General features: G+C 43.2%; 15 protein-coding genes. All 15 read right to left on the reverse strand.

Going from position 1 to position 20,020, the window contains the following annotated elements; genetic code table 11:
- Positions 1 to 62: 62 nt before the first annotated feature.
- Positions 63 to 809, reverse strand: a complete 747-nt coding sequence (locus DRB05_RS14745) for a SprT family zinc-dependent metalloprotease (protein ID WP_128727619.1) — start codon at positions 807 to 809, stop codon at positions 63 to 65.
- Positions 809 to 3,970: an HsdR family type I site-specific deoxyribonuclease gene (locus DRB05_RS14750; RefSeq protein WP_128727620.1), complete on the reverse strand. Its 3,162-nt coding sequence runs from the start codon at positions 3,968 to 3,970 to the stop codon at positions 809 to 811. Before DRB05_RS14750 ends, DRB05_RS14745 begins: the two co-directional genes overlap by 1 nt.
- Positions 3,971 to 4,007: 37 nt before the next feature.
- Entirely contained in the window at positions 4,008 to 5,072 is a 1,065-nt protein-coding gene (locus DRB05_RS14755; RefSeq protein ID WP_128727621.1) for a macro domain-containing protein, read from the reverse strand.
- Positions 5,072 to 5,728 carry a DUF4433 domain-containing protein gene (locus DRB05_RS14760; RefSeq protein WP_240036257.1) on the reverse strand — a complete coding sequence of 219 codons (657 nt, stop codon included), beginning with the start codon at positions 5,726 to 5,728 and terminating at the stop codon, positions 5,072 to 5,074. Before DRB05_RS14760 ends, DRB05_RS14755 begins: the two co-directional genes overlap by 1 nt.
- Positions 5,721 to 6,296, reverse strand: a complete 576-nt coding sequence (locus DRB05_RS14765) for a DarT ssDNA thymidine ADP-ribosyltransferase family protein (RefSeq protein ID WP_102056027.1) — start codon at positions 6,294 to 6,296, stop codon at positions 5,721 to 5,723. The genes DRB05_RS14760 and DRB05_RS14765 overlap by 8 nt, the downstream gene beginning before the upstream one ends.
- A gap of 16 nt (positions 6,297 to 6,312) precedes the next feature.
- A complete protein-coding gene (locus DRB05_RS14770; protein WP_128727623.1) occupies positions 6,313 to 7,620 on the reverse strand; it encodes a restriction endonuclease subunit S in 1,308 nt (435 codons plus the stop codon).
- The gene (locus tag DRB05_RS14775; protein ID WP_128727624.1) at positions 7,617 to 10,124 is read right to left on the reverse strand and encodes a class I SAM-dependent DNA methyltransferase; all 2,508 of its coding nucleotides are present in this window, start codon (positions 10,122 to 10,124) and stop codon (positions 7,617 to 7,619) included. The genes DRB05_RS14770 and DRB05_RS14775 overlap by 4 nt, the downstream gene beginning before the upstream one ends.
- A gap of 33 nt (positions 10,125 to 10,157) precedes the next feature.
- Positions 10,158 to 10,397 (reverse strand): hypothetical protein, encoded by a 240-nt coding sequence (locus tag DRB05_RS14780; RefSeq protein ID WP_045964924.1) that lies wholly within the window; start codon positions 10,395 to 10,397, stop codon positions 10,158 to 10,160.
- Positions 10,398 to 10,603: 206 nt separating this feature from the next.
- Complete coding sequence (locus DRB05_RS14785; protein ID WP_128727625.1) at positions 10,604 to 13,711, reverse strand: efflux RND transporter permease subunit; 3,108 nt, start codon at positions 13,709 to 13,711, stop codon at positions 10,604 to 10,606.
- The gene (locus DRB05_RS14790) at positions 13,711 to 14,811 is read right to left on the reverse strand and encodes an efflux RND transporter periplasmic adaptor subunit (protein ID WP_128727626.1); all 1,101 of its coding nucleotides are present in this window, start codon (positions 14,809 to 14,811) and stop codon (positions 13,711 to 13,713) included. Before DRB05_RS14790 ends, DRB05_RS14785 begins: the two co-directional genes overlap by 1 nt.
- Before the next feature lie 15 nt (positions 14,812 to 14,826).
- Positions 14,827 to 15,552, reverse strand: a complete 726-nt coding sequence (locus DRB05_RS14795; protein ID WP_128727627.1) for a TetR/AcrR family transcriptional regulator — start codon at positions 15,550 to 15,552, stop codon at positions 14,827 to 14,829.
- Between the two features lie 184 nt (positions 15,553 to 15,736).
- Entirely contained in the window at positions 15,737 to 16,399 is a 663-nt protein-coding gene (locus DRB05_RS14800; protein WP_128727628.1) for an alpha/beta hydrolase, read from the reverse strand.
- 242 nt (positions 16,400 to 16,641) lie between these two features.
- Positions 16,642 to 18,729 carry an ATP-dependent DNA helicase RecG gene (gene recG / locus DRB05_RS14805; RefSeq protein WP_128727629.1) on the reverse strand — a complete coding sequence of 696 codons (2,088 nt, stop codon included), beginning with the start codon at positions 18,727 to 18,729 and terminating at the stop codon, positions 16,642 to 16,644.
- A 31-nt stretch (positions 18,730 to 18,760) separates the two neighbouring features.
- Complete coding sequence (gene trmH, locus DRB05_RS14810) at positions 18,761 to 19,456, reverse strand: tRNA (guanosine(18)-2'-O)-methyltransferase TrmH (RefSeq protein ID WP_128727630.1); 696 nt, start codon at positions 19,454 to 19,456, stop codon at positions 18,761 to 18,763.
- Between the two features lie 50 nt (positions 19,457 to 19,506).
- Positions 19,507 to 19,965 (reverse strand): transcriptional regulator AsnC, encoded by a 459-nt coding sequence (gene asnC / locus DRB05_RS14815; RefSeq protein ID WP_010374296.1) that lies wholly within the window; start codon positions 19,963 to 19,965, stop codon positions 19,507 to 19,509.
- Positions 19,966 to 20,020: the final 55 nt, after the last annotated feature.

Below are 20,020 nucleotides of genomic sequence, written 5' to 3' on the forward strand. Positions count from 1 at the left end.
GTAAAAGAGACAATCTAATATAATGTGAAAGTGTTGATTAGTTTGTCTCGTGTTAAATTTCATTAATAGTTCCAATCCTCATAAGCTAGAGGCAAGCTATTAAGTAAGTCTCTGCGTTCACGCCAATCAGGCATGTGTTTGTCCATGAGGGAACGGAATCTTTCGTTGTGGTGACGCTCTAGTAAATGAACTAGCTCGTGGGCAAGGATAAACTCCATGCACTCTGGCGGCTTCTTAGCAAGTTCGAGGTTCAGCCATATACGCTTAGCTTGAATATTGCAGCTTCCCCATTTGGTTTTCATCTTTTTTACGTTGAGAGAACCAGCGTTTACACCTAGTTTTTTTTCCCATTGAGGTAATAGTTTTTCAAGTGAGCGCTGAATTTCATCTCTATAGAAACGGTTAAGCAGTTTGAGTTTGTTGTCGGTTGACGTATTTTCTGCAACAGCTAACACTAAATTACCGTTGCCTTTTGCAGTAACACTGTATCTACCGTTGGCCTCAATTAGCTTTAAGCGATATTTCTTACCCCAAAGGTAGTGGCATTCGCCATTAACCATTTCACGAATTGATTGGCGTTCTTGGTCTGCAAAGTCAGCTTGCTGCTTTTTAATCCACGCAAGCTTATTAACAATAGCCAGTCTTATCTTCTGCTCACTTGTTTCATTGGGAATAGACAGCCTCACTTTGCCATTGGGTGGTAGCACGCTTAGGTGGATGTTTTTAATCGCTCTGCGATTTAGCTCAACATCAATGTCACCGATGCGAATTACTTCAACACGTTCTACATTACTTTTGGTATGACGCACTAGTGATATTCCTTTTGAGCTTTTATGAGCTCCATCACATCAACAATATTTACATCATAACCCGCCGCTTCTTGTCGTACAGCATTGGCAATCTCGCGCTCTTTAAATTTATCACCAAGCCAATCGGCTTTTTTAGTGTAACGAACCGCAGTATCAATTTTAGTTGTGAGCACTTCGTCATTCCCTAAGTTGTCATAAATTGCCTGTTTGGCTGGCGTATTGACAGATTCTGGGTAATTCTGTGCGCTATTTTCAGTTGGGTTAACGACTTTCTTGGCAAGTACTTTTATTTGCTCTAGGTACTCCTGATAGCTTATCGCTTGTTCTCTTCGCTGCTTAATGATTTCATCTAGCAAAATTGCCATGCTGTCAAAATATTTAGGGTTTACTGGGTTTTCATCAACGATGGTCTTTCTTACGTTATTCTCAATGGCTTCAGCCATTGCATCTTCATTGTCACGCAAGCTTTCAGGTAAAGACTCTAGTCCTTTACCATTGTTGTTCACTACTAGATCAATTAAACCCAACTCCTCAAAATCCATAAGCACTTCACTGTCATCCGCTCGAATATACATATCTAACAAGTGGCGCATGGCTGGCTCAAACCGCTTCATTTCTAGTAAGTCGCCACTGGCAAGCTTTACTTCATCTCGCACTTTTTCAAAGTATGCGACTTCTTTCTTAATATTTTCTGCTTGCACGAAGGTGTAGCCAGCTTGCTCCATTTCATTGGCAAGGTTGGTGTATGCGCGGAGCAGCTTGGCAACAGATTGATATAAGGTTAAACGCAGCGCTTCTTTTTCGGTGCGCTCATTCTCGTCTTTTGGTGCAACACCAGACTCACCACAAAAATAGTGAATGAAATCTATGGTATTTCTAGGCGCTTTCACTGGTTCACATAGTGCTCTTACCGCTTCCAGCGCATTATCTAAATCAGCACGAGACTCTTGTAAGCGGTCTTTCAAAAGCCCTTTCACATCATCAGCGTCATATCCATCAAACGCTTCTGCTGTATAATCTTTAATGGCTTTATCAAGAGAGCGGAATAAGTCTTTGTAATCTATGATATAACCGTAGTCTTTGTCTTCACCATCTAGACGGTTTACTCGGCATATAGCTTGGAAGAGGTTGTGATCAGCCATTTTTTTATCGATATAAAGGTAAGTGGCAGAAGGGGCATCAAAACCAGTTAATAGTTTATCGACCACAATGAGTAGGCGCATTTGTCCCGGCTCTTCAATAAATCGCTTCTTAACGGCTTTTTCAAATTCTTCGACACGCTTCGCGGCTTCGTCTTCACTTTGCTCAAAGTAATCCGCTAACATCTTGCGATAGGTGTCATATTTAAATAGCTTTTCTGTTAAGCCTTCACCAGATTCTTCACCTTTTATAGCGCCTGCAGCAGGCTGATAACTGGTTACTACCGCGCATTTTCCGGCAAGGTCAGTTTTACTAAACAAGTCATAAACCACACAAGCTTGATGAACGCTGGCACATACCAACATGGCGTTACCCCTGCCTGACATCAATGCTGGCTTTACCTCCATATCCATCAGCATGTCGCTAACAATTTGTTCTAAGCGAGATTTACTCGAGAGCACCTTCTGCATTGTGCCCCATTTTTGTTTGAGCTGCATTTTAGCAAGATTCGAAAGGCCCTTGGTTTTAGCTTCAAACCATTGATCCACCTTTTTCTTTGAAGTTAAGTGCTGATCAATATCTCTTGCTTCATAACGAAGGTCGAGCACTACGCCATCACTTACGGCTTCATCAAATTTATAAGTGTGAATATAGGGGCCAAACACTTCTAAAGACTTTTTCTTGTCTTTTTTCATCAGTGGCGTACCCGTAAAACCAATAAACATGGCTTTGGGCAAAATAGTTTTCATGGCCTCGTGCAACTTACCTGACTGTGTTCGGTGGCACTCATCGACAAACACAAACAAGTTGCCTTTTGCGACAAAATCACTTGGTAAGTTTTTAGTTAGGGCTTCAATGTAGTCTGTTGTCGCTTGGGTCTTGGCTTCTTCACTTTCTTTTTCACTAAGTGCCTCACCATTTCGGCCAAATTTATGAACGAGGGAGCAAAATAGCCAGGGGTTGGGTTCATTGAGCGTCGCAACTAAATCACCGCCACTTACTGTTCGATAAATATCTTCATCAACACCTGAGAACACTTTTTCTATTTGTTCGTCTAACTCGGTTCTGTCAGTTACGATAAGTACCCGCGAGTCTGTCACATTTTCGCGTATCCACTTAGCAAGCCAAACCATGGTTAAGCTTTTGCCTGAGCCTTGTGTGTGCCAGATAATGCCATCATCGTGCTTTTTAACGTATTTTTGAGCGGCTTGAATACCAAAAAATTGATTGTGTCGGCAGGTCTTCTTGACACCAGCATCAAACACAATAAAGTCATGAATGAGTTGCAGAAAACGTGTTTTATCACACAATTGCGCGATATGGGTATCGAGTAAATTTTCTGCTTTAACTTTACTTGAAGGCAGTGGGTTTGGGTTTTCTTTGCCGCTGCTTTCTTTCCATTCAAGATAATACTTTTCGGATGTCTCTATTGTGCCGTAGCGAATGCCTTGGGTATCGTTCCCTGCCATCACAAGTTGCATGGTGGTAAAAAAATTGCGGATAAAGGCTTTTTTTTGATTGTCTAAGTTTTGGCGAATGCCTTCACTGACTGAGACTGAAGAACGTTTTAATTCAATTACGCCAAGCGCGATGCCGTTTACGTAAACAACGATATCTGGGCGTTTCTTTAATTCGCCTTTTACGGTGACTTCTTCGGCAATGGCAAAGTCATTATTTTCAGGATTTTCCCAGTCAATCAGCCAAACCGTTTGATTTTTTTGACCAGCACCTTCTTTTACCTTGATGCCATAACGTAAAAGTCGGTAAACCGTTCTATTGGCATCATAGAGTTTTCTTGCCCCGCCGCATGCGGCTTTAAGGTCAAGCACTCGTAAAGCTCGGGTGATGAGGACATCAGAATATCCTCGGTTTTCTAACCACGTAGTAAGCAGCTCTCTTTCAATATTGCTATTACCTTCACGGTATTCCCAATTACCTAGATAGTCGTAATCAAGTTGTTCTTTAAAAAACTTAACTACGCGGTTTTGAGTTTTACGCTCTAATTGACCGACATTACTCATATTATTCCTTTATTTCGTTTTTATTGGATCGATTCAGCTAATGTAGGTTTTCCAAATTAGTCAAAGCAAATTGAATTTCTCTATCGCCAAATAAGGTTAACTTGCGCAGTGCCCATTTGTCTCCAGTAGGCCAGTTGGCTATGCCTTCTTTTATTGACTCAACCGTTTTATCACATCCTTGCTTAGTAATAAGCCAATCCACTGTAGACAAAAGCTCTAAGCCAAAAGGAGATTCGAAGCCATTAATTACTTGAGTTGCTTCTTCTAATGCAGGTAAATACTCTTTCGCCTCGGTGCTTAAGTAGGTCGAAACTTTTTGTCTCTCGTTTTCATTGAACCAGATGACATCTAAAGGATCACAATCAGGAATACGTTTATCTGATTTCAAATAACTACCATCTAAAGCATTTAACAAGTGCTCTAAGTTATTGGCATAGGGCCCATAATAATTTGCTTCGAAATTAAGCTTTAACTCATTTTTCAAGCCTGATCTTTCAATGGTTCTTTGCAAAAACCAAGCTAGCTTTTGAATTTCCAGCAAACTGCACTCCATGCCTAATATCCAATAACGTCTTACTAATTCGGCAACTAAAGCTCTCGCTGGTGTTAGTTTCTTGACGCCAGACTTTTTAGCCACATTTTGATATCTGCTAGTAGGCTCAAATACAATGATATTTGTATTTTCAATATCGGATAATGCTTTTTCAATTTCTAGTTTTACGTCAGGCCAAGACAAGCCACCTTGTCCTGCGCCAAGTGGAGGAATTGCTATAGAACCAACATTATTGTTTTCTATAAAGTGGCGAAGATCGACTAATCCATCTTGAATCCATTCCATTTTAGATTTTGCACGCCAGTGTTGCTTGGTAGGGAAGTTTACGATCCACCTAGGTCCCATTAATTCGCCTGTTTCAGTAACAAACATTTGACCGGTGTTTACTCGCTTAGCCTTGCAGGCAGCTGCATATTCAGCCATGTTTTTAGGAAAGCGTTCTTTAAACATTAACGCAATGCCTTTACCCATAACCCCTACAGTATTAACTGTATTGACTAGAGCATCTGCGTTAGCTTCGAGTAAATTACCTTGTGTATATGTGATCATTAAAAGTACCATCCAGGACGCACAATGACATCCAAATTCATATTGCGCTGTTGAATATGTTGTTTTAATTGTTGTTCAACTTGCGCGTTGTAACAAACTACGCCTAATAAAGCATTGATAGGGCAATGCCGTTTGATTAATGCCTCTGCCTGATATCGCTCAAACTTGGCGGGATCATTCTGATCTCTAGCAAAATCTCTTGCCTGTAAAATAGGCCAATCTACAGCTCCTAAGTGCTTTAAATCAGAATAAAAGTTAGCCCATAGGTAATAGGCATGCATGTCCGTATAGACAAAATCCAAGTTTAATTGTTCAACTTTATGTAACGATGATACCAAAATAACAATGTCTTCGTTAGCCCGCTGAATAACGCCTCGCCCTGACTTTATATTGAGCAACATAGGTGAGAAAGGAGTAAAGTAAAAAGGCACGTAGTCATTTAACGAACCAAAAGGAGAAATAGGGACTGGATGAGTTGCTCGCTTTTGTATTAACTCCGAACTACCTATAGCCTCCCAATTAGGTGACTGCACCTGACTATTACCACAATACAAACCGTTATCTAAGATCCACGGTATATTGTTACGATGCACTATGCGCCAAATCAACGCTTTTTGTGGGTTAAGGGTTTGACTGTAGTTATACAATTTACTCACCAACAAACATTGCAGAATTAATGTCTACATGACAATTTACTCTATGTGCATTAACCAGCCTATCTACAAGGGCTTTAACTCGCGCATTTTTAACATAAATACAGAATATTAAGTTAGGGTTTACACTAGTAGGCGACAAACACTCCGCCATACAAGCTACTTTGCACGCTCTATCATCATAATTTCTTTCTTCCATCAATTCCCAATCAATAGCTGAAAATCCAGCATCATAATCTAAAATTTGATAACCCTCTTCAGCTAAAGGGTGTGTAGGAACAATTCGCCACCCATTTGCCCTAGCCGTAGCTCTCTGAACAGAAATTAATACAAAATCTTTATCTGAGTGATTACGTTGAACACCATAATCGAAGGGGTTTTTGGCGAAAAAGTGAAATGGTACATAACGATCTAAGTTGTGGTTAGCCCTTGAATTTAGAATTTCACCATCAGCAACATCGTCAAATTCATCATTATTGAGTTCACACCTTGGTTGTAATTCATGCTGAAGAATTGATTCTAAGTTTTCTAAAGCAGTTAAGTGGTATATTAAGTTTCTATCTCTAATCATAATTAATTCCTTTTCTTTAATAGGGTAGTCTTGTGCGGCCTGTGAGTAGCTCTTGCATCATGCCTTGTTTGATTTGGCGGGTTTTTGCCAAGCGTTGTTCAAGGGTTTGGATTTCGTTATCCATATCCGAGAGGATAGTGGCGATAGCGATTTGTTCTCTTTTACAAATGGGAACTGGCATCAAAGACTCTTTGAACTCAGACATTCCAACTAAATTCTTCATAGCACCACCCTGTGTACCATCTATAATTTTCTCTTGGAATGTATCCCATTTAAAATAGTGACCAAAATAGTCAGGATCTATCGTTTCATTTAGAGTTATCTTCAAGAGTGCCTGATTTATTACTCCCTCCGGGCAGTCATCGGGCACTTTGAATATTTTTCCTATTGTTCCTGAGCAACTCACAATGAAATCCCCACTGTTTACTGCGAATCGCTTCAACTCTTCAAACTTTCTTTGATTGATAAAGTAGTTGCCCATAGTAGCGTTAGCGTATATAGCATTTCGTTGCTCGTAAACTTTGTAACCACTTTTAGAAAAATGTTCTTTTTTTAACGCGCCACCAAACGGCCCTCTAACGAGGCCATTTGAAGTAGCCATTTCCTTCAAAGTTCTAGTTTCCCAATCCTCAGGGATTTCGCCTAGTTCACTGGGTTTTGTGCCTTTGGGCTGGCCTTGCATTTCACCTTCGTTGTAAGTAGCAAACTGGGGTAAGCGGGTTTTGCCTGTCAGCAGTTGCTGCATGCTGGCGGTTTTAATTGCTTGTTTTTTCGCGATCAGTTTTTCCAATGCCGTTAATAGCGCATCAACATCGGACAAAGCATTGGCAATGGCGGTTTGTTCTTGTTTTGGAGGTATTGCACAAGGTAATTGTTCGAGAGTTGCTTTGTTTAATTTATAACGGCCAGCACCTTGTCTAGATAAATGACTTGTTATTTCACGATGTTTAAAAAACAAATAAAACCACTCAGCCGTCGCAACTTTTCCCTTAATCACATGAGCATGATTATTTACATTAAACTTACCTTTAGCCAACTGTGTTTGAGGTACAGTTTCAAATTTTAGAAAGTGGTCACCATCCTCTCCAATTAGTGCATATTCACCATCAATACGATACTCATTGATATAATCTTGAATTCTAGTGGGGCCATAATATGGGTATTCTCCAGCCATCGACTCTCGTACTTTAGCACTCAGCGGAAATCTCAATGTATTACAAATTTCAAAGGCTTTAGAAACTTTATTAACTTCCCATTCGCTGGGGATAACTCCAACTTCCGTCTGTTTATATCCTTCTGGAATCACTTGCTCTAATGCACTCATAGTGACCACTCCAATCCCATTGCTTTTAAGTGGCCTGCGACTTTATCGCTAAGGTCATCAACCGATTGAGTGAGAGTTGGTAATGGGGTGCTATAACGCTCTTCCAGTTGCTTAACACGGTTTGCCATTTGTTGGGTTACGCGCTCAATTTCGGCAACGATATTGGCTTGTAATGTGGCTAGCCATTTGTCATCGACAATCAGGGTTTTGATTTCATCAATGGTTAGTTTTGGATATTGCTTAAATACGGCTAAATCCAAAGCTTCTTGCGCTTCTTTTACCGCTTTTTTTGCAGCCGCTTCAGCATTAAACAGCTTGGTTGCTTGCTTTAGTGCTTTCACTTCCTCAGCATCGGTTGCGAGCTTAGCTCTGGCAGCAACGCTGGCTTTGGTGATTTTGTCTTTATCATTTAGGGCTTCAACCAATAAGCCATCTTCATTCCCTGTTCCAGAAGTGCCTTCTTCCAAATAGTTTTCAAGTGTTTGGGTGGCTTTGTCTTGCTTCGCTTGCAGGGCATCCAATTTTGCTTGTTCGTCAGCGAAATATTGAGCAATGATTAAGCTAGGTGGAATAATTTCTGCCTTGTACTTTTTCTTATTGATGATTAAATCAGGTGTCTCTTTGAGTTTTTCACCTTTTTTAGCCACTAACTCACGAAGCGTATTACCCGCTTGCCAATCATCCTGTACCAATACATACACATCATCCTGCATGGTATCTGCCCAGTAATCCATAAGGATTTGATAAATGTCGTATTTGCTTAATAGGTCGCTATTGGCATAGCTGTTCAGTAAGTTTTCTGAAATGGTAAAGATAAAGTTCTTCGGGTTATCGCCAACCTTGATTTCTTTAAGTTTTGCTTCTGATATCCACTGTTTAAATGGCAATAGGCTACGAGCGGCAAAGTCTTTAAATTCTTGATGCGCCAAAATGGTGCTTTTTACTTGGCCGGCTTCTACCAGTGCGTGGCTATAGCCGTTTCTTTTTGGGTTGGGTTCTGGCTTGAACAATGTGGCACGAATGCTAGGGAATACCCGCCAGTAATGTTCAAGGGCATCAATATCACGGTTTGGAATACCACCTTGCAGATGCGCACTTAAGTCGTGTAGGTCTTCTGGTTCAGAGGAGTCGATATAACGTGGGATATTAAGGTTGTAATCGTTAGCGGCAATTTCATCAATTTCCACTAAACGGCTGTAACGCTCAAGCTCCAAGCCTTTGTTAAAGACATCAACAATTTTATGGATATCTTGGCTGCGTAGGCGGTTTTTATTGCCATCTTTAATAAAGCCTTTGCTGGCATCAATCATAAAGATTGGGCGGCCTGATATAGTTGGTAACTCTGCATCATCTTCGGTAAAGCTACCACTTGACTCAATAATGGCTTTTTGTGCATGTTCTTTATCAATCACAATAATACACGCAGGAATACCTGTACCGTAGAACAAGTTAGCAGGTAAACCAATAATGCCTTTGATGTAACCTTGTTTGATAAGGTTTTCACGGATCGTAGCTTCGGCATTACCACGGAATAACACACCGTGCGGTAAGATCACTGCACCTTTACCTGTGCTTTTTAAGCTTTTGATAATGTGTAGTAAGAAGGTGTAGTCACCGTTTTTCTCAGGCGGAATGCCCCAAGTAAAACGATCATAAATATCTGCTTCAGGGTTTAAACCGCTGGTCCAGTTTTTATTTGAAAAAGGCGGGTTGGCAACTGCAAAGTCAAAGGTTTTTAGCGCGGCTCCATTTTTAAATGCTGGTGATGAAAGCGTATTGCCTTGTGCAATTGTGCGTATATCGGATACATGGCCATGTAAAATCATATTCATTTTAGATAGAGCTGATGTAGTTACATCCATCTCTTGCCCGAATATCGATAAGCCTCGCGGGGCCTCATCACTGGCTTTTAATAATAGTGAGCCTGAACCACAAGTTGGGTCATACACGGTAGCATCTTGTGGCGTGTCTTCTGTTATGCCAACAACTTTTGCCAGAATTTGTGATACTTCGGATGGTGTATAGAATTGACCTTTTGATTTACCTGATTCAGTAGCGAAATGACGCATTAGATATTCGTAAGCGTCACCTAATAGGTCATCACCGCCAGCACGGTTTGAAGATAAATCTAAGCCTTGGAAAATACCGACTAACTTAGTTAGGCGATCAACCATTTCTTTGCCTTTTCCGAGCTTGTCTTCATCGTTGAAGTCGGCAACGTCTATCACGCCTTTTAGGTCATTTTCTTCGGCAAGGGCTGAAATAATTTTATTAATTTTATCGCCAATTTCTTTGTCGTTTTTGGCGGCTATCATATCGTCATAGCTTGCACCTTCAGGTACAACAATCATCCCGTATGGGTCGCCTTTGTATTTGTCGCTGACGTACTTCATAAAAAGCATCGTTAGCACGTAGTCTTTATACTGGCTGGCATCCATACCGCCACGCAGTTCGTCACAGCTTGCCCATAATGATGAATAAAGTTCTGTCTTTTTAATTGCCATGTGTGTTCCTAAAAACCTTGTGATAGAGCGCTGTTAGAGCAAGTCGGTGTTCAAGCCAGCGGCTTTTAAACGGTGGGTTAGATTACGCATTTTCGAAAATTCAGTACCAAAGCTAGGTTTTAAGCCAACGCCTTCGCAAAATTCTTTGGCTGTCATGCTTTTTAAATCGTCTGCGTATTTGATCATTTGCAGGTGTAGTTCAGTGGTGTACTGGTTGCGTGGCGCTTCAATTAATGCTTGTTTGATATGATCGAAGATTGCTTGCTCATTCATAAGGCGATTCTTCTTTTGGATATGATTTAGCTAATTTATATAAATTAGATAATTTATCAAGGGAAGAAGCCGAAAATAATGTTGCTTCGACTTATCTGCTCCAGACTTATAGTGCTATAAATTCCGGTTTATCAAAAGAAAGGTTTTACCAATTAAAAAGGACACTAAGCATGGCACTTAGTGTCCTTTTGGTTATTAGCAAGTTATCACGTCATACTGACTTTGCCTGCCAATTGCGCTTCTGGGTAGGTTTCAATAGTTTCTGCTTCACCACGGTGATCGCTGGCTAACTTTTCATAAAGTAGCGGTAAGACAATCAAAGTGAAGAAAGTACCGATGAGCATGCCTGCGACTAAGATAATACCTATGCTGTTGCGCGCTTCTGCGCCTGCACCGGTTACCAATACCAACGGAAAGTGACCAAGCACGGTTGCACCTGTGGTCATCAGTATAGGTCTTAGACGTGTGGCCGCAGCCCCTTTTACCGCCTCAAATTTCGATTTACCTTCAAGCTGTAAATGGTTCGCAAATTCAACAATCAAGATGCCATTTTTGGCTATTAAACCGATGAGCGTAATTAGGCCGATTTGGCTGTAAATATTGACTGTTGTAAGTGATAAAAACGGCAGCATCAATGCACCAGCGAGTGCCAGCGGTGCGCAGCCGAGTAGTACCACGAGCGGATCTCTAAAGCTGTTGAACTGGATAGTCAGTAAGAAAAACACCACTATCATGGCAAACAAAAGTACGCCAACCATGGTGTTGCCTTCTTTTCTTAGCTGTCTTGATTCACCTGCGTAGTCAATGGAGTAGTGACTAGGTAAGACGTCTGCTGCAATTTCTTCTACCTGTGTGAGCGCTTGCTCTTTGGTTATGTGTGGCAGTGTGCCTGCCAAGATTCTAAACGAGTTTTGCTGATTGAATGAGCCAAGCACTCTAGGGCTTGTAAAAGTACGTAAGGTAGCAAACGCTGAAATTGGAATAAGATCGCCAGCATCGGTTCTTACTTGCATATTAAGAATGTTCTCAGGATTGTACCTTTCGCCATCGCCCACAATGGGAATGACGCGGTAGGCTTTACCTTCTTTGTTGAAGTAGTTGGCAAAATTATTAGACATATAAATACTAAGTTGCTCGTTTACCGACGACAAACTGAGACCTAAGTCTGCAACCAGCTCTCGGTCGATTTCAAGCTCGGCTTGCGGCAGGTCGATTTTTAGGTCGGTATTGACGAACATAAAGCTGCCACTGGCGGTGGCGCGTTGAATAATCTCATCGGCGTACTGCTTCATCGCGGTTGGGTCGTCACTGGCACGGAATACCACTTCAACGTCAAACTGCCCTGCGGTAGGAAGCGATGCAGGTAAAATAGGGAATAAACTTAGTCCAGTGACGCTGCCTAACCGGCCGTATAGGTCGTATAGTAAGTCGTGTACTGAATTTTCTCGCTCATCAAATGGTGCAAGCTCTACACCACCAAAGCCTGCTGCCGCCGTAATAATCTGCCAAGTAAACTCAGCGCCTTCAGTGGCGTTCATGACCTCGGCAGTGTCATTCATTTTCGCTGAAGTATAAGCTTGAGAAGACTCTGGTGGTGCTTCCACTACGACTTGGATACTGCTTTGATCTTCGATAGGGGCTAGCTCTTTTTGTGATAACAGGTAAAACGGCACCGACAACAAAGAGAACATGATAGCGACAAAAAAGACCTGTGGACGCCACTTAAACAAGGTATCGAGTGCACGAAAATAAAACGCTTGTAATCGATCAAAATAGCCATTGACCTTTTGCGTTAATTTACCTTCTTTACCGCCTTCGGGGTTAACGTAAGCACTCATAATGGGCGACAAGGTTATAGCAACCAATCCAGAAATTAACACCGCAATGGCTAGGGTGAACGCGAACTCTCTGAATAAGAACCCCGTTAAACCTGTTAAAAATCCGATTGGCGCGTAGACCGCTGCAAGGGTCAACGTCATGGCAATTATTGGGACGAGTAATTGACGTGAACTGATAAGCGCCGCTTGTAATCTGGGTTTGCCTTCGCGCATATGGCGCGCAACGTTTTCAACTACTACGATGGCGTCATCCACCACTAACCCAACAGAAAGCACGATAGCTAAAATAGTCAGTAGGTTGAGTGAAAAGCCCATTGCTGAGATCACCGCGATTGCGCCTAAAATCGAGATAGGAATGGTAACCAGCGGCACCATAGCGGTTCTAAACGAGCCCATCATAGCGAGTACAACAATCCCCACGAGTAGGACGGTTTCCCCAAGCGTGGTGAAGATTTCTTTTATGGAATCACGCATATAAAGCGTGCCATCGTAGCCAATTCTTAGATACATACCGTCGGGTAAGATGGTATTAATCTCATCAATCTTTTTATACAGCGCGTCACCAATATCAATTTCATTAGCACCTGGTAATGCCCACACCGCTAAGAATACCGTTTCGTGGTCATCAAGGCGTGCGGTTACCATGCCTTCGGCTTCACCGAGTTCTATCGTGGCGATGTTACCAAGCTTGAGTTGCGTGCCATCGATTTCTTTTACCACTAGGTTGTTAAAATCGGCTACCGTTTTTAACGAGGTATTGGCCATCAGGTCGATGCGTTGTCTGTTATTTTCACTGTAACCTAAGGTGGCAATGGTGTTGTTTGCTTGTAGTGCAGCAAATACATCGCTAGCACTTACGCCATAGATAGCGAGTTTTTCGGTATCGAGCCAAATTCGCATTGCTGGATCGCGGCCACCTTCCAGTGTCACTTTTTGTACACCGGGAATATCAGACATAGAAGGGACAACATTTCGGATCAAATAATCGCTCACGTTATTACGTGGCAGACCTTGAGATTCTACATCGAGATAGAATACCGCATACGGGCTGTCGGCACGCACGATTTGAATGGCTGGATCTTCCGCTCCGCTGGGTAACTCAAACTTAATCTGGTTTAAGCGGGTGGTTAGCTCAGCCAAGGCGTCGGTGGTACTGTGATTAAGTTCAAGCCAAGCGGTGACTTTGCTAAGTCCCGAGGTAGTTATCGAGTCTACATAGTCGACACCCGGAACGGTAGAGGCCACTCGCTCGATTGGCTCGGTAACATAGCCTTTTACGACGTCTGCGGCAGCGCCTGTATAGACAGTGTTGATCACCAGTGAGGCACTTTCTATTTTTGGATATTGCTGCACTGATATATCTCGGGCGGCATTAAAACCCGCTAGTACAATAAGCAATGACACCACTATTGCCAGTACCGGCCGGTTAACAAAAATATCCATGATAGACGGCTTATTTTCGTGTAATGCACTCATTACTGACCTCCGTTGTTGCCATCAACAGCGGCAACCTGATCGGTATAAACCAGTAAGTTTTCTTGTAGCTTGAATGCGCCTTCAGCAGCAATAAATTCACCACCGCTAAGGCCAGATAGTACAAGTTGCTGGTCGTTGACCTTATCGCCTAAAGTGATTTTTACTGGCTTTGCTCGCCAGTTTTGGCTCTCGTCCTTTTCAAGTACATAAACAAACTCGCCAAAGTGATTGCGCGTAATTGCATTGGTTGGCACTATCGCGGCACTCACGACCTCCATTGGTACATTGACTAACACCATTTTATTGTGGCTGAGTGTGCCATTGCTGTTTTGTAGCTCTGCACGATAACTTTGTTGACGCGATGCGACATCGACCATTGGCATTTTGGCAGATACGCGAGCGGGTAATTGGCCATTGGCATTAGAAATTGCCACGCTAACATCTTCGCCTATACTAGGTTGTGGTAAGGTTTGTGGAATTTTGAAATCTACCCAAATACTGTCGTCTAACCCAACCAAGAACGTGATTTCGCTATTGGCATCCAGCAATTGACCGACTTGATATTGCTCTAACCCTGTTTGACCCGGATAAGGGGCACGAATGGTTTTTTTCTCGATTAACGTGGTTAATCGTTTTACTTCAGCCTGATTAATTGCCACCTCGGCTTCGGCTTTGTCTACCTCATCAGGGCTGATCCGCTTTTGTTCAAGTAATTTGGCAACTCGTTGATAAGTGGATTTAGCGAGTTTTACTCGAGCTTTAGCTGCTAGTAGATTTGCCTCATCAATGCTGCTGTCTAGGCGCAGTAATACCTGATTCTCCTCCACTTGCTCGCCGGGCTTAAAGCCGACGTAAGTGATAAGGCCGGGATACTCGTTACTAATGGTGACGGTGCGTTTGGCGTGAAGCTGGCCTACAACCTTAACCGATTTAATATATTCAGTAGTTGATACATACGTGCTTTTGACTGAAGCCGAAGGTTCCGGAAAAGATTCCCCAAAGGCGATTGCCGCTTGGATTTGTGTAAACTTAACAAAGCCAAGACTGGTAATAACGATGAGAATAATGACAACGGCCATAAGCCAGCGTTTAATATTCATTGAAGTTTCCTTAAGTTAACGAAGTTTGAGCGTTTGCAATTCTTTCTCTATGCGTACCAGTGAGTCTTGTGTGATAGGCTGTTGCCATGGATAACTGTTAAGCAATCGCACGGTACTGCGAATAACTGGATCGTTTAGTTCAAGTGGTGCGAGTAGCGACGCTGTGCCCTCTACAATTTGCTTAGTTTGTTGTAAGCGCATTACTTGCTCATATCCTACGGTAAGCGCCCAACCGGTGATGATGATTTCTTCTACCATGTCGTGTAGATCTGGTGTAGCTTGTAACTCACCCGCTTCAATACCATCAATGAGTGCTTGTTTAAACACGCTTTCACAACCGTCACATGAATCGATAATTTTATTGGTCCAAAACTCAGAAGCTCTTTTGATAACCGCCTCATTGGTGGAGTAGGACTGTAATTCATAATCAAAAGAGAAGCGTTTAAGCTTTTGTGGCGAGATAAGACACACTGCGAGCATGCGTTCTGGCGTGCTAAGTGGTAAGGACAACACTTGCTTAAAAACACTGGATGTATGGGTAAAAGATTCATAGGCCAGCGCCATTACTAGATCTTCTTTAGTCTGCACAAATTTATAGATTGAGCCCATAGACAATCCTGCAAGCAAAGAGACCTTTGCCATTGTAAAGTCAGTGACTGAAGACTCATTAATGCATTGTTCTGCAGCGTTTAAAATCATGCGTTGCTGGGTTTCTTTATCATATTTAGGTGCCGGTGCCATCGTTTCTCCTTAGAGGTTGAACCTTATTCGAATATCATTCGAATAAGGTTCAATTATAGAGAGCATTTTCAAAAGTGCAATAAGTAAACAGAGTTTTGTTTTCAAAAAAGGAATTTGGAGTGTAGGTAGATTCTGAAGGAAGGTTCAGCACGGCGCGTTATTGGTATAGCGACGTGCTAATGATTTAGTGGTTTAAAATCCAGCTTTTAACGGGCTTCAACCACTCCTCTCTTGGGACATAGAAAGCGCCGTGCTCCTTACCGGTTGAAATCGAAAGCTCCGTAAAGCTTTTGAGGTTTGCTGAGCGTGCTTTCACAAAATCGCAAGAACCTACTTGATCTGAGGTTTCGTAAACGGACAACACCTTGCCGTAGAGCTGAATTTCGGTTTTACTTTTGATAAGCCCAGCGCAGCCCGCAAGTATCACGTAGTGAATAGCATCATTTTTTAATGCATCACTTGCCATTATCGTTAATGCACCACCGCGAGAAAACCCCACGAGCGTAATGTTGCTGGCGCTGACGCCCACGTCCAGTAATTTGCGGACCTTGCTAACTAGGGTTTTTGTGTATGTTTCTGGTGCGACGCCTTTAGGTCGGTGCTCAGCAATTAGCGTATAGGCATCATCACTTAAAGCTTGTTTGATGGCTGGAAAGTCATATTTACCCCAGCGCTTATGAATAGGCGTTTCATTATCACCTTCAACGATATAGCCATGAGAGTAAAAAACGTATTTGGCAGATGGATTAATCTGCTCTGGTACATCTGGGTAAATTGCTTTTGCAGAGGCGATTGACGCTACGCAAGCAGCAAATGAGGTGCATGCAGCATGTAGTAAGTGATTCATTTTTGAGTTTTTTTAGTTGATGTAGAGAGATGGTAGCCAAGCTTTGATAAAAGAAGCAAGCGTAGCGCGATGGGTTATTTTGTATGAGAGAGTTGTGGGCTTGTGGGAGCGAGTTTAGCTCGCGATCTTTTCACTGCTCGCCACATAAAGTGGCTCCTACCATAGTGTTCGCCTATGGGAGCAAATTACCCGTGTAGGAGCGAGTTTACCTCGCGATCTTTATACCATCTAAAGCTTAAAGCTTACGCCATGGCCAGCTCACTCTTATCGCCCATCCAGCGCCAGATGATAGGGTCAATAATATCGCTGTGGTTTTTAAGCACGGTAAAAGCCAGGCTTCTCACTTGCGGTAATAAATGTTTATCACGGCTAAGATCGGCAATTTTTAGCTCTGCCAATCCAGTTTGTTTTGTGCCTAGCACTTCACCCGGACCGCGGATCTCAAGGTCGCGCTCAGCGATGACAAATCCGTCGTTACTTTCTCTAAGCACCCCTAAACGCTTTTGCGCAGTGACCGAAAGTGGCGCATGGTAAAGCAGTAAACAATGTGATGCGATTTGTCCGCGACCAACACGGCCGCGCAACTGATGCAGTTGTGCCAGACCCAAGCGTTCAGGGTTTTCAATGATAATAAGGCTAGCGTTGGGTACATCCACACCTACTTCAATTACGGTAGTGGCAACCAGCACATGAGTATGACCCTGTTTAAATTCGTCCATAATGGCCTGCTTTTCTTGGGCTTTCATACGGCCATGCACCAGCGCGATATTAAGCTCTGGCAAGGCTTCGGCAAGTGCTTTGGCGGTGTCTTCTGCGGCTTGGCATTGTAACGCCTCCGATTCATCTATCAGGGTGCATACCCAGTACACTTGACGTTTGTCGTCAACACAGGCCTTTTGTACTTTTTTGATCACTTCATTGCGTCTGGTGTCTGGCACGGCGACGGTTGTGATTGGTGTTCTGCCCGGTGGTAGCTCATCAATAATTGAGGTTTCAAGGTCGGCGTAGGCGGTCATCGCCAAAGTTCTTGGGATTGGGGTGGCAGTCATCACCAGCTGATGTGGATAGCAATCGCCAAACTTTCCCTTTTCTCTCAGCGCTAAGCGCTGATGCACACCAAAACGATGTTGCTCGTCAATGATGATAAGCGCAAGATTAGAAAACTGTACTTGCTCTTGGAATAACGCATGGGTGCCGACCACCATCTGTGCTTGCCCTGAAGCAATTCGCTCCAGCGCATGAGTGCGTTCCTTGCCTTTGGTTTTACCACCCAGCCATACGGTTTCTATACCCATAGGTTCAAACCAATTAAGGAAGTTGATGCCGTGTTGCTCGGAAAGGATCTCTGTGGGTGCCATCAGTGCTACTTGGTAACCCTGTGCGATAGCCGTTAACGCGCTGAGTGCTGCCACAAGGGTTTTTCCTGAGCCGACATCCCCTTGCACCAACCGCATCATAGGGTAGGGGTGTTGTAAATCGCCTTTGATCTCTGCCACTACTCGGCTTTGGGCATTGGTGGGGGCAAATGGCAAGGCCGACAAAAACTGGGCTTCAAGTGGATTGGTGGGCGCTAGTGCAACCGCTTTTACCGCTTGGCCTTTTTGCCTGAGCTTAAGCAAGCTGAGGTTTTGCGCCAATAACTCTTCAAACGCTAAGCGTGCTTGCGCGGGGTGTTGCCCGAGCTCTAATTGCGCTAAATCCACTTCCTGTGGTGGACGGTGCAGTAACAACAGCGCTTCTTTTAAGCTTTGCTGTGATGGCCGATACTGAGCTGGTAAATAGTCTGGTACATCATATTTTCGCAGTAACTCAACGGCTTGATCGGCAATTGCCCGAATGCTCAGTTGCTTTAATCCTTCGGTGGTAGGATAAACTGGGGTAAGCGTCGCAAGACTCGGATCGGTCGGTGCAGAGCGCGTCTCTTTGATGCTGTATTCTGGGTGTGCCATTTCAAAGCCATAGTGACCACGGCGAACCTCACCAAAACAGCGGATCACTTTGCCCGCTTGCATGGCATTTTTTTGTGCCGCATTAAAGTTGAAAAAGCGCAGCGCGATCCGCCCCGTCCCATCATTAACATAACACACCAACATGCGGCGTTTGCCTTGCGTGATTTCGCTGCGTTCAATTTCGGCTTCAATGCTGACATGGCTATGCGCTTGCAGCTCACAGATAGGATAGGTGCGCGCACGATCTTCATAGCGCAGCGGAAGGTGAAATAACATGTCTTGCACTGATTGAATGCCAAGTTTGGCCAAACGCTCGGCTGCTTTTGGGCCTACGCCTTTTAATTCGGTGATTGGATAAGTGGCCAAATTTGGTGTCGACATGCTAATCCTCTAGCGCGATCCGCGTTATTTATTACTTCTGCGTAAACTTAAGAATGTCCCAAAAAGCGTCGTCTGCAACAATTTCACCATGCTCATCAAGTGCCGGGTAAGGTAGCCCTTTTTCGCGACAGCGGGTTGCAATGATTGGATGACATCCTTCAAATAGTAACTTATGTTTTACCACAGGATCCATCATATCTGTACGTTTGTACAGTCCGGCTGCATCTCTTTGGCGCTGCGCTTCGTATAAAATAAGCGCTGCAGCAACAGACACATTGAGTGATTGCACCATACCTTGCATTGGGATCACGATGTGCTGATCCGCATGCTCAAGTGCGCGCTCTGAGATCCCTAAACGCTCTTGCCCGACAATAATTGCGGTAGGTTTGGTGTAATCAATTTCACGAAAATCAACGGCGCTATCGCTAAGGTTGGTTGCTAATAATTGTACACCTGGGTTTTGTTCACGAATTGTCGCAACAGCTTGGTCGATATCCTCATGCATATGGGTTTCAACCCAATTTTTGCTTCCGCCTGAGGTATTGTTTGTTAACCGTCTTTGATCTTGTGGCCATACTGCGTGTACGTGGTGACAGCCAACCGCGTCTGCGGTACGTACTATCGCTGACAGATTATGGTGCTTATGTACTTCATCTAGGCACACAGTGAGGTCGGTTTGGCGTCTATCTAATACGCTTTTTACACGATGGAATCTATTCTCAGCCATCTACTTACTACTCTAATCAAAAAATTCCCGCGATTATAACAAAAAAGAAGCTAGGGCATAACGGTGCGCTGAATTGGGTTTTGCAGTGAGATTAGTGTTTCGGTTGACTGGATAGACTCAATGGTTTGCACTTTATTAATAAGCACATCTTGAAGGTGGTCGATGGAGCGCGCCATCACTTTGATAAAAATGCTGTAATTGCCCGTGGTGTAGTAGGCCTCGACAACTTCTTCAAATTCTTTTAAACGTGCAATGGCTCCTGGGTAGTCGCCGGCGTGTTTTAGGTTTATTCCGATAAAGCAGCAGACATCATAACCAAGTCGTTTGGCATTAATGCTCACTTGAGTTCCCTCAATGATCCCCGCTTGCTTCATTTTTTCGACCCGAACATGGATGGTACCGGCGCTAACAGCAAATCTTTTTGCTAATTCCGCGTAGGGCGTTCGTGCATTTTCTTTTAAAGCGTGAAGGATGGATCTATCCAGATTGTCGATCTCATAATTTTCCATGTAAATATCCATTAACAATTATCGTTTATATAAAATTTATAGCATATTTTTGATG

This window comes from Pseudoalteromonas sp. A757 (assembly GCF_004103285.1).
GTDB lineage: Bacteria > Pseudomonadota > Gammaproteobacteria > Enterobacterales > Alteromonadaceae > Pseudoalteromonas > Pseudoalteromonas galatheae.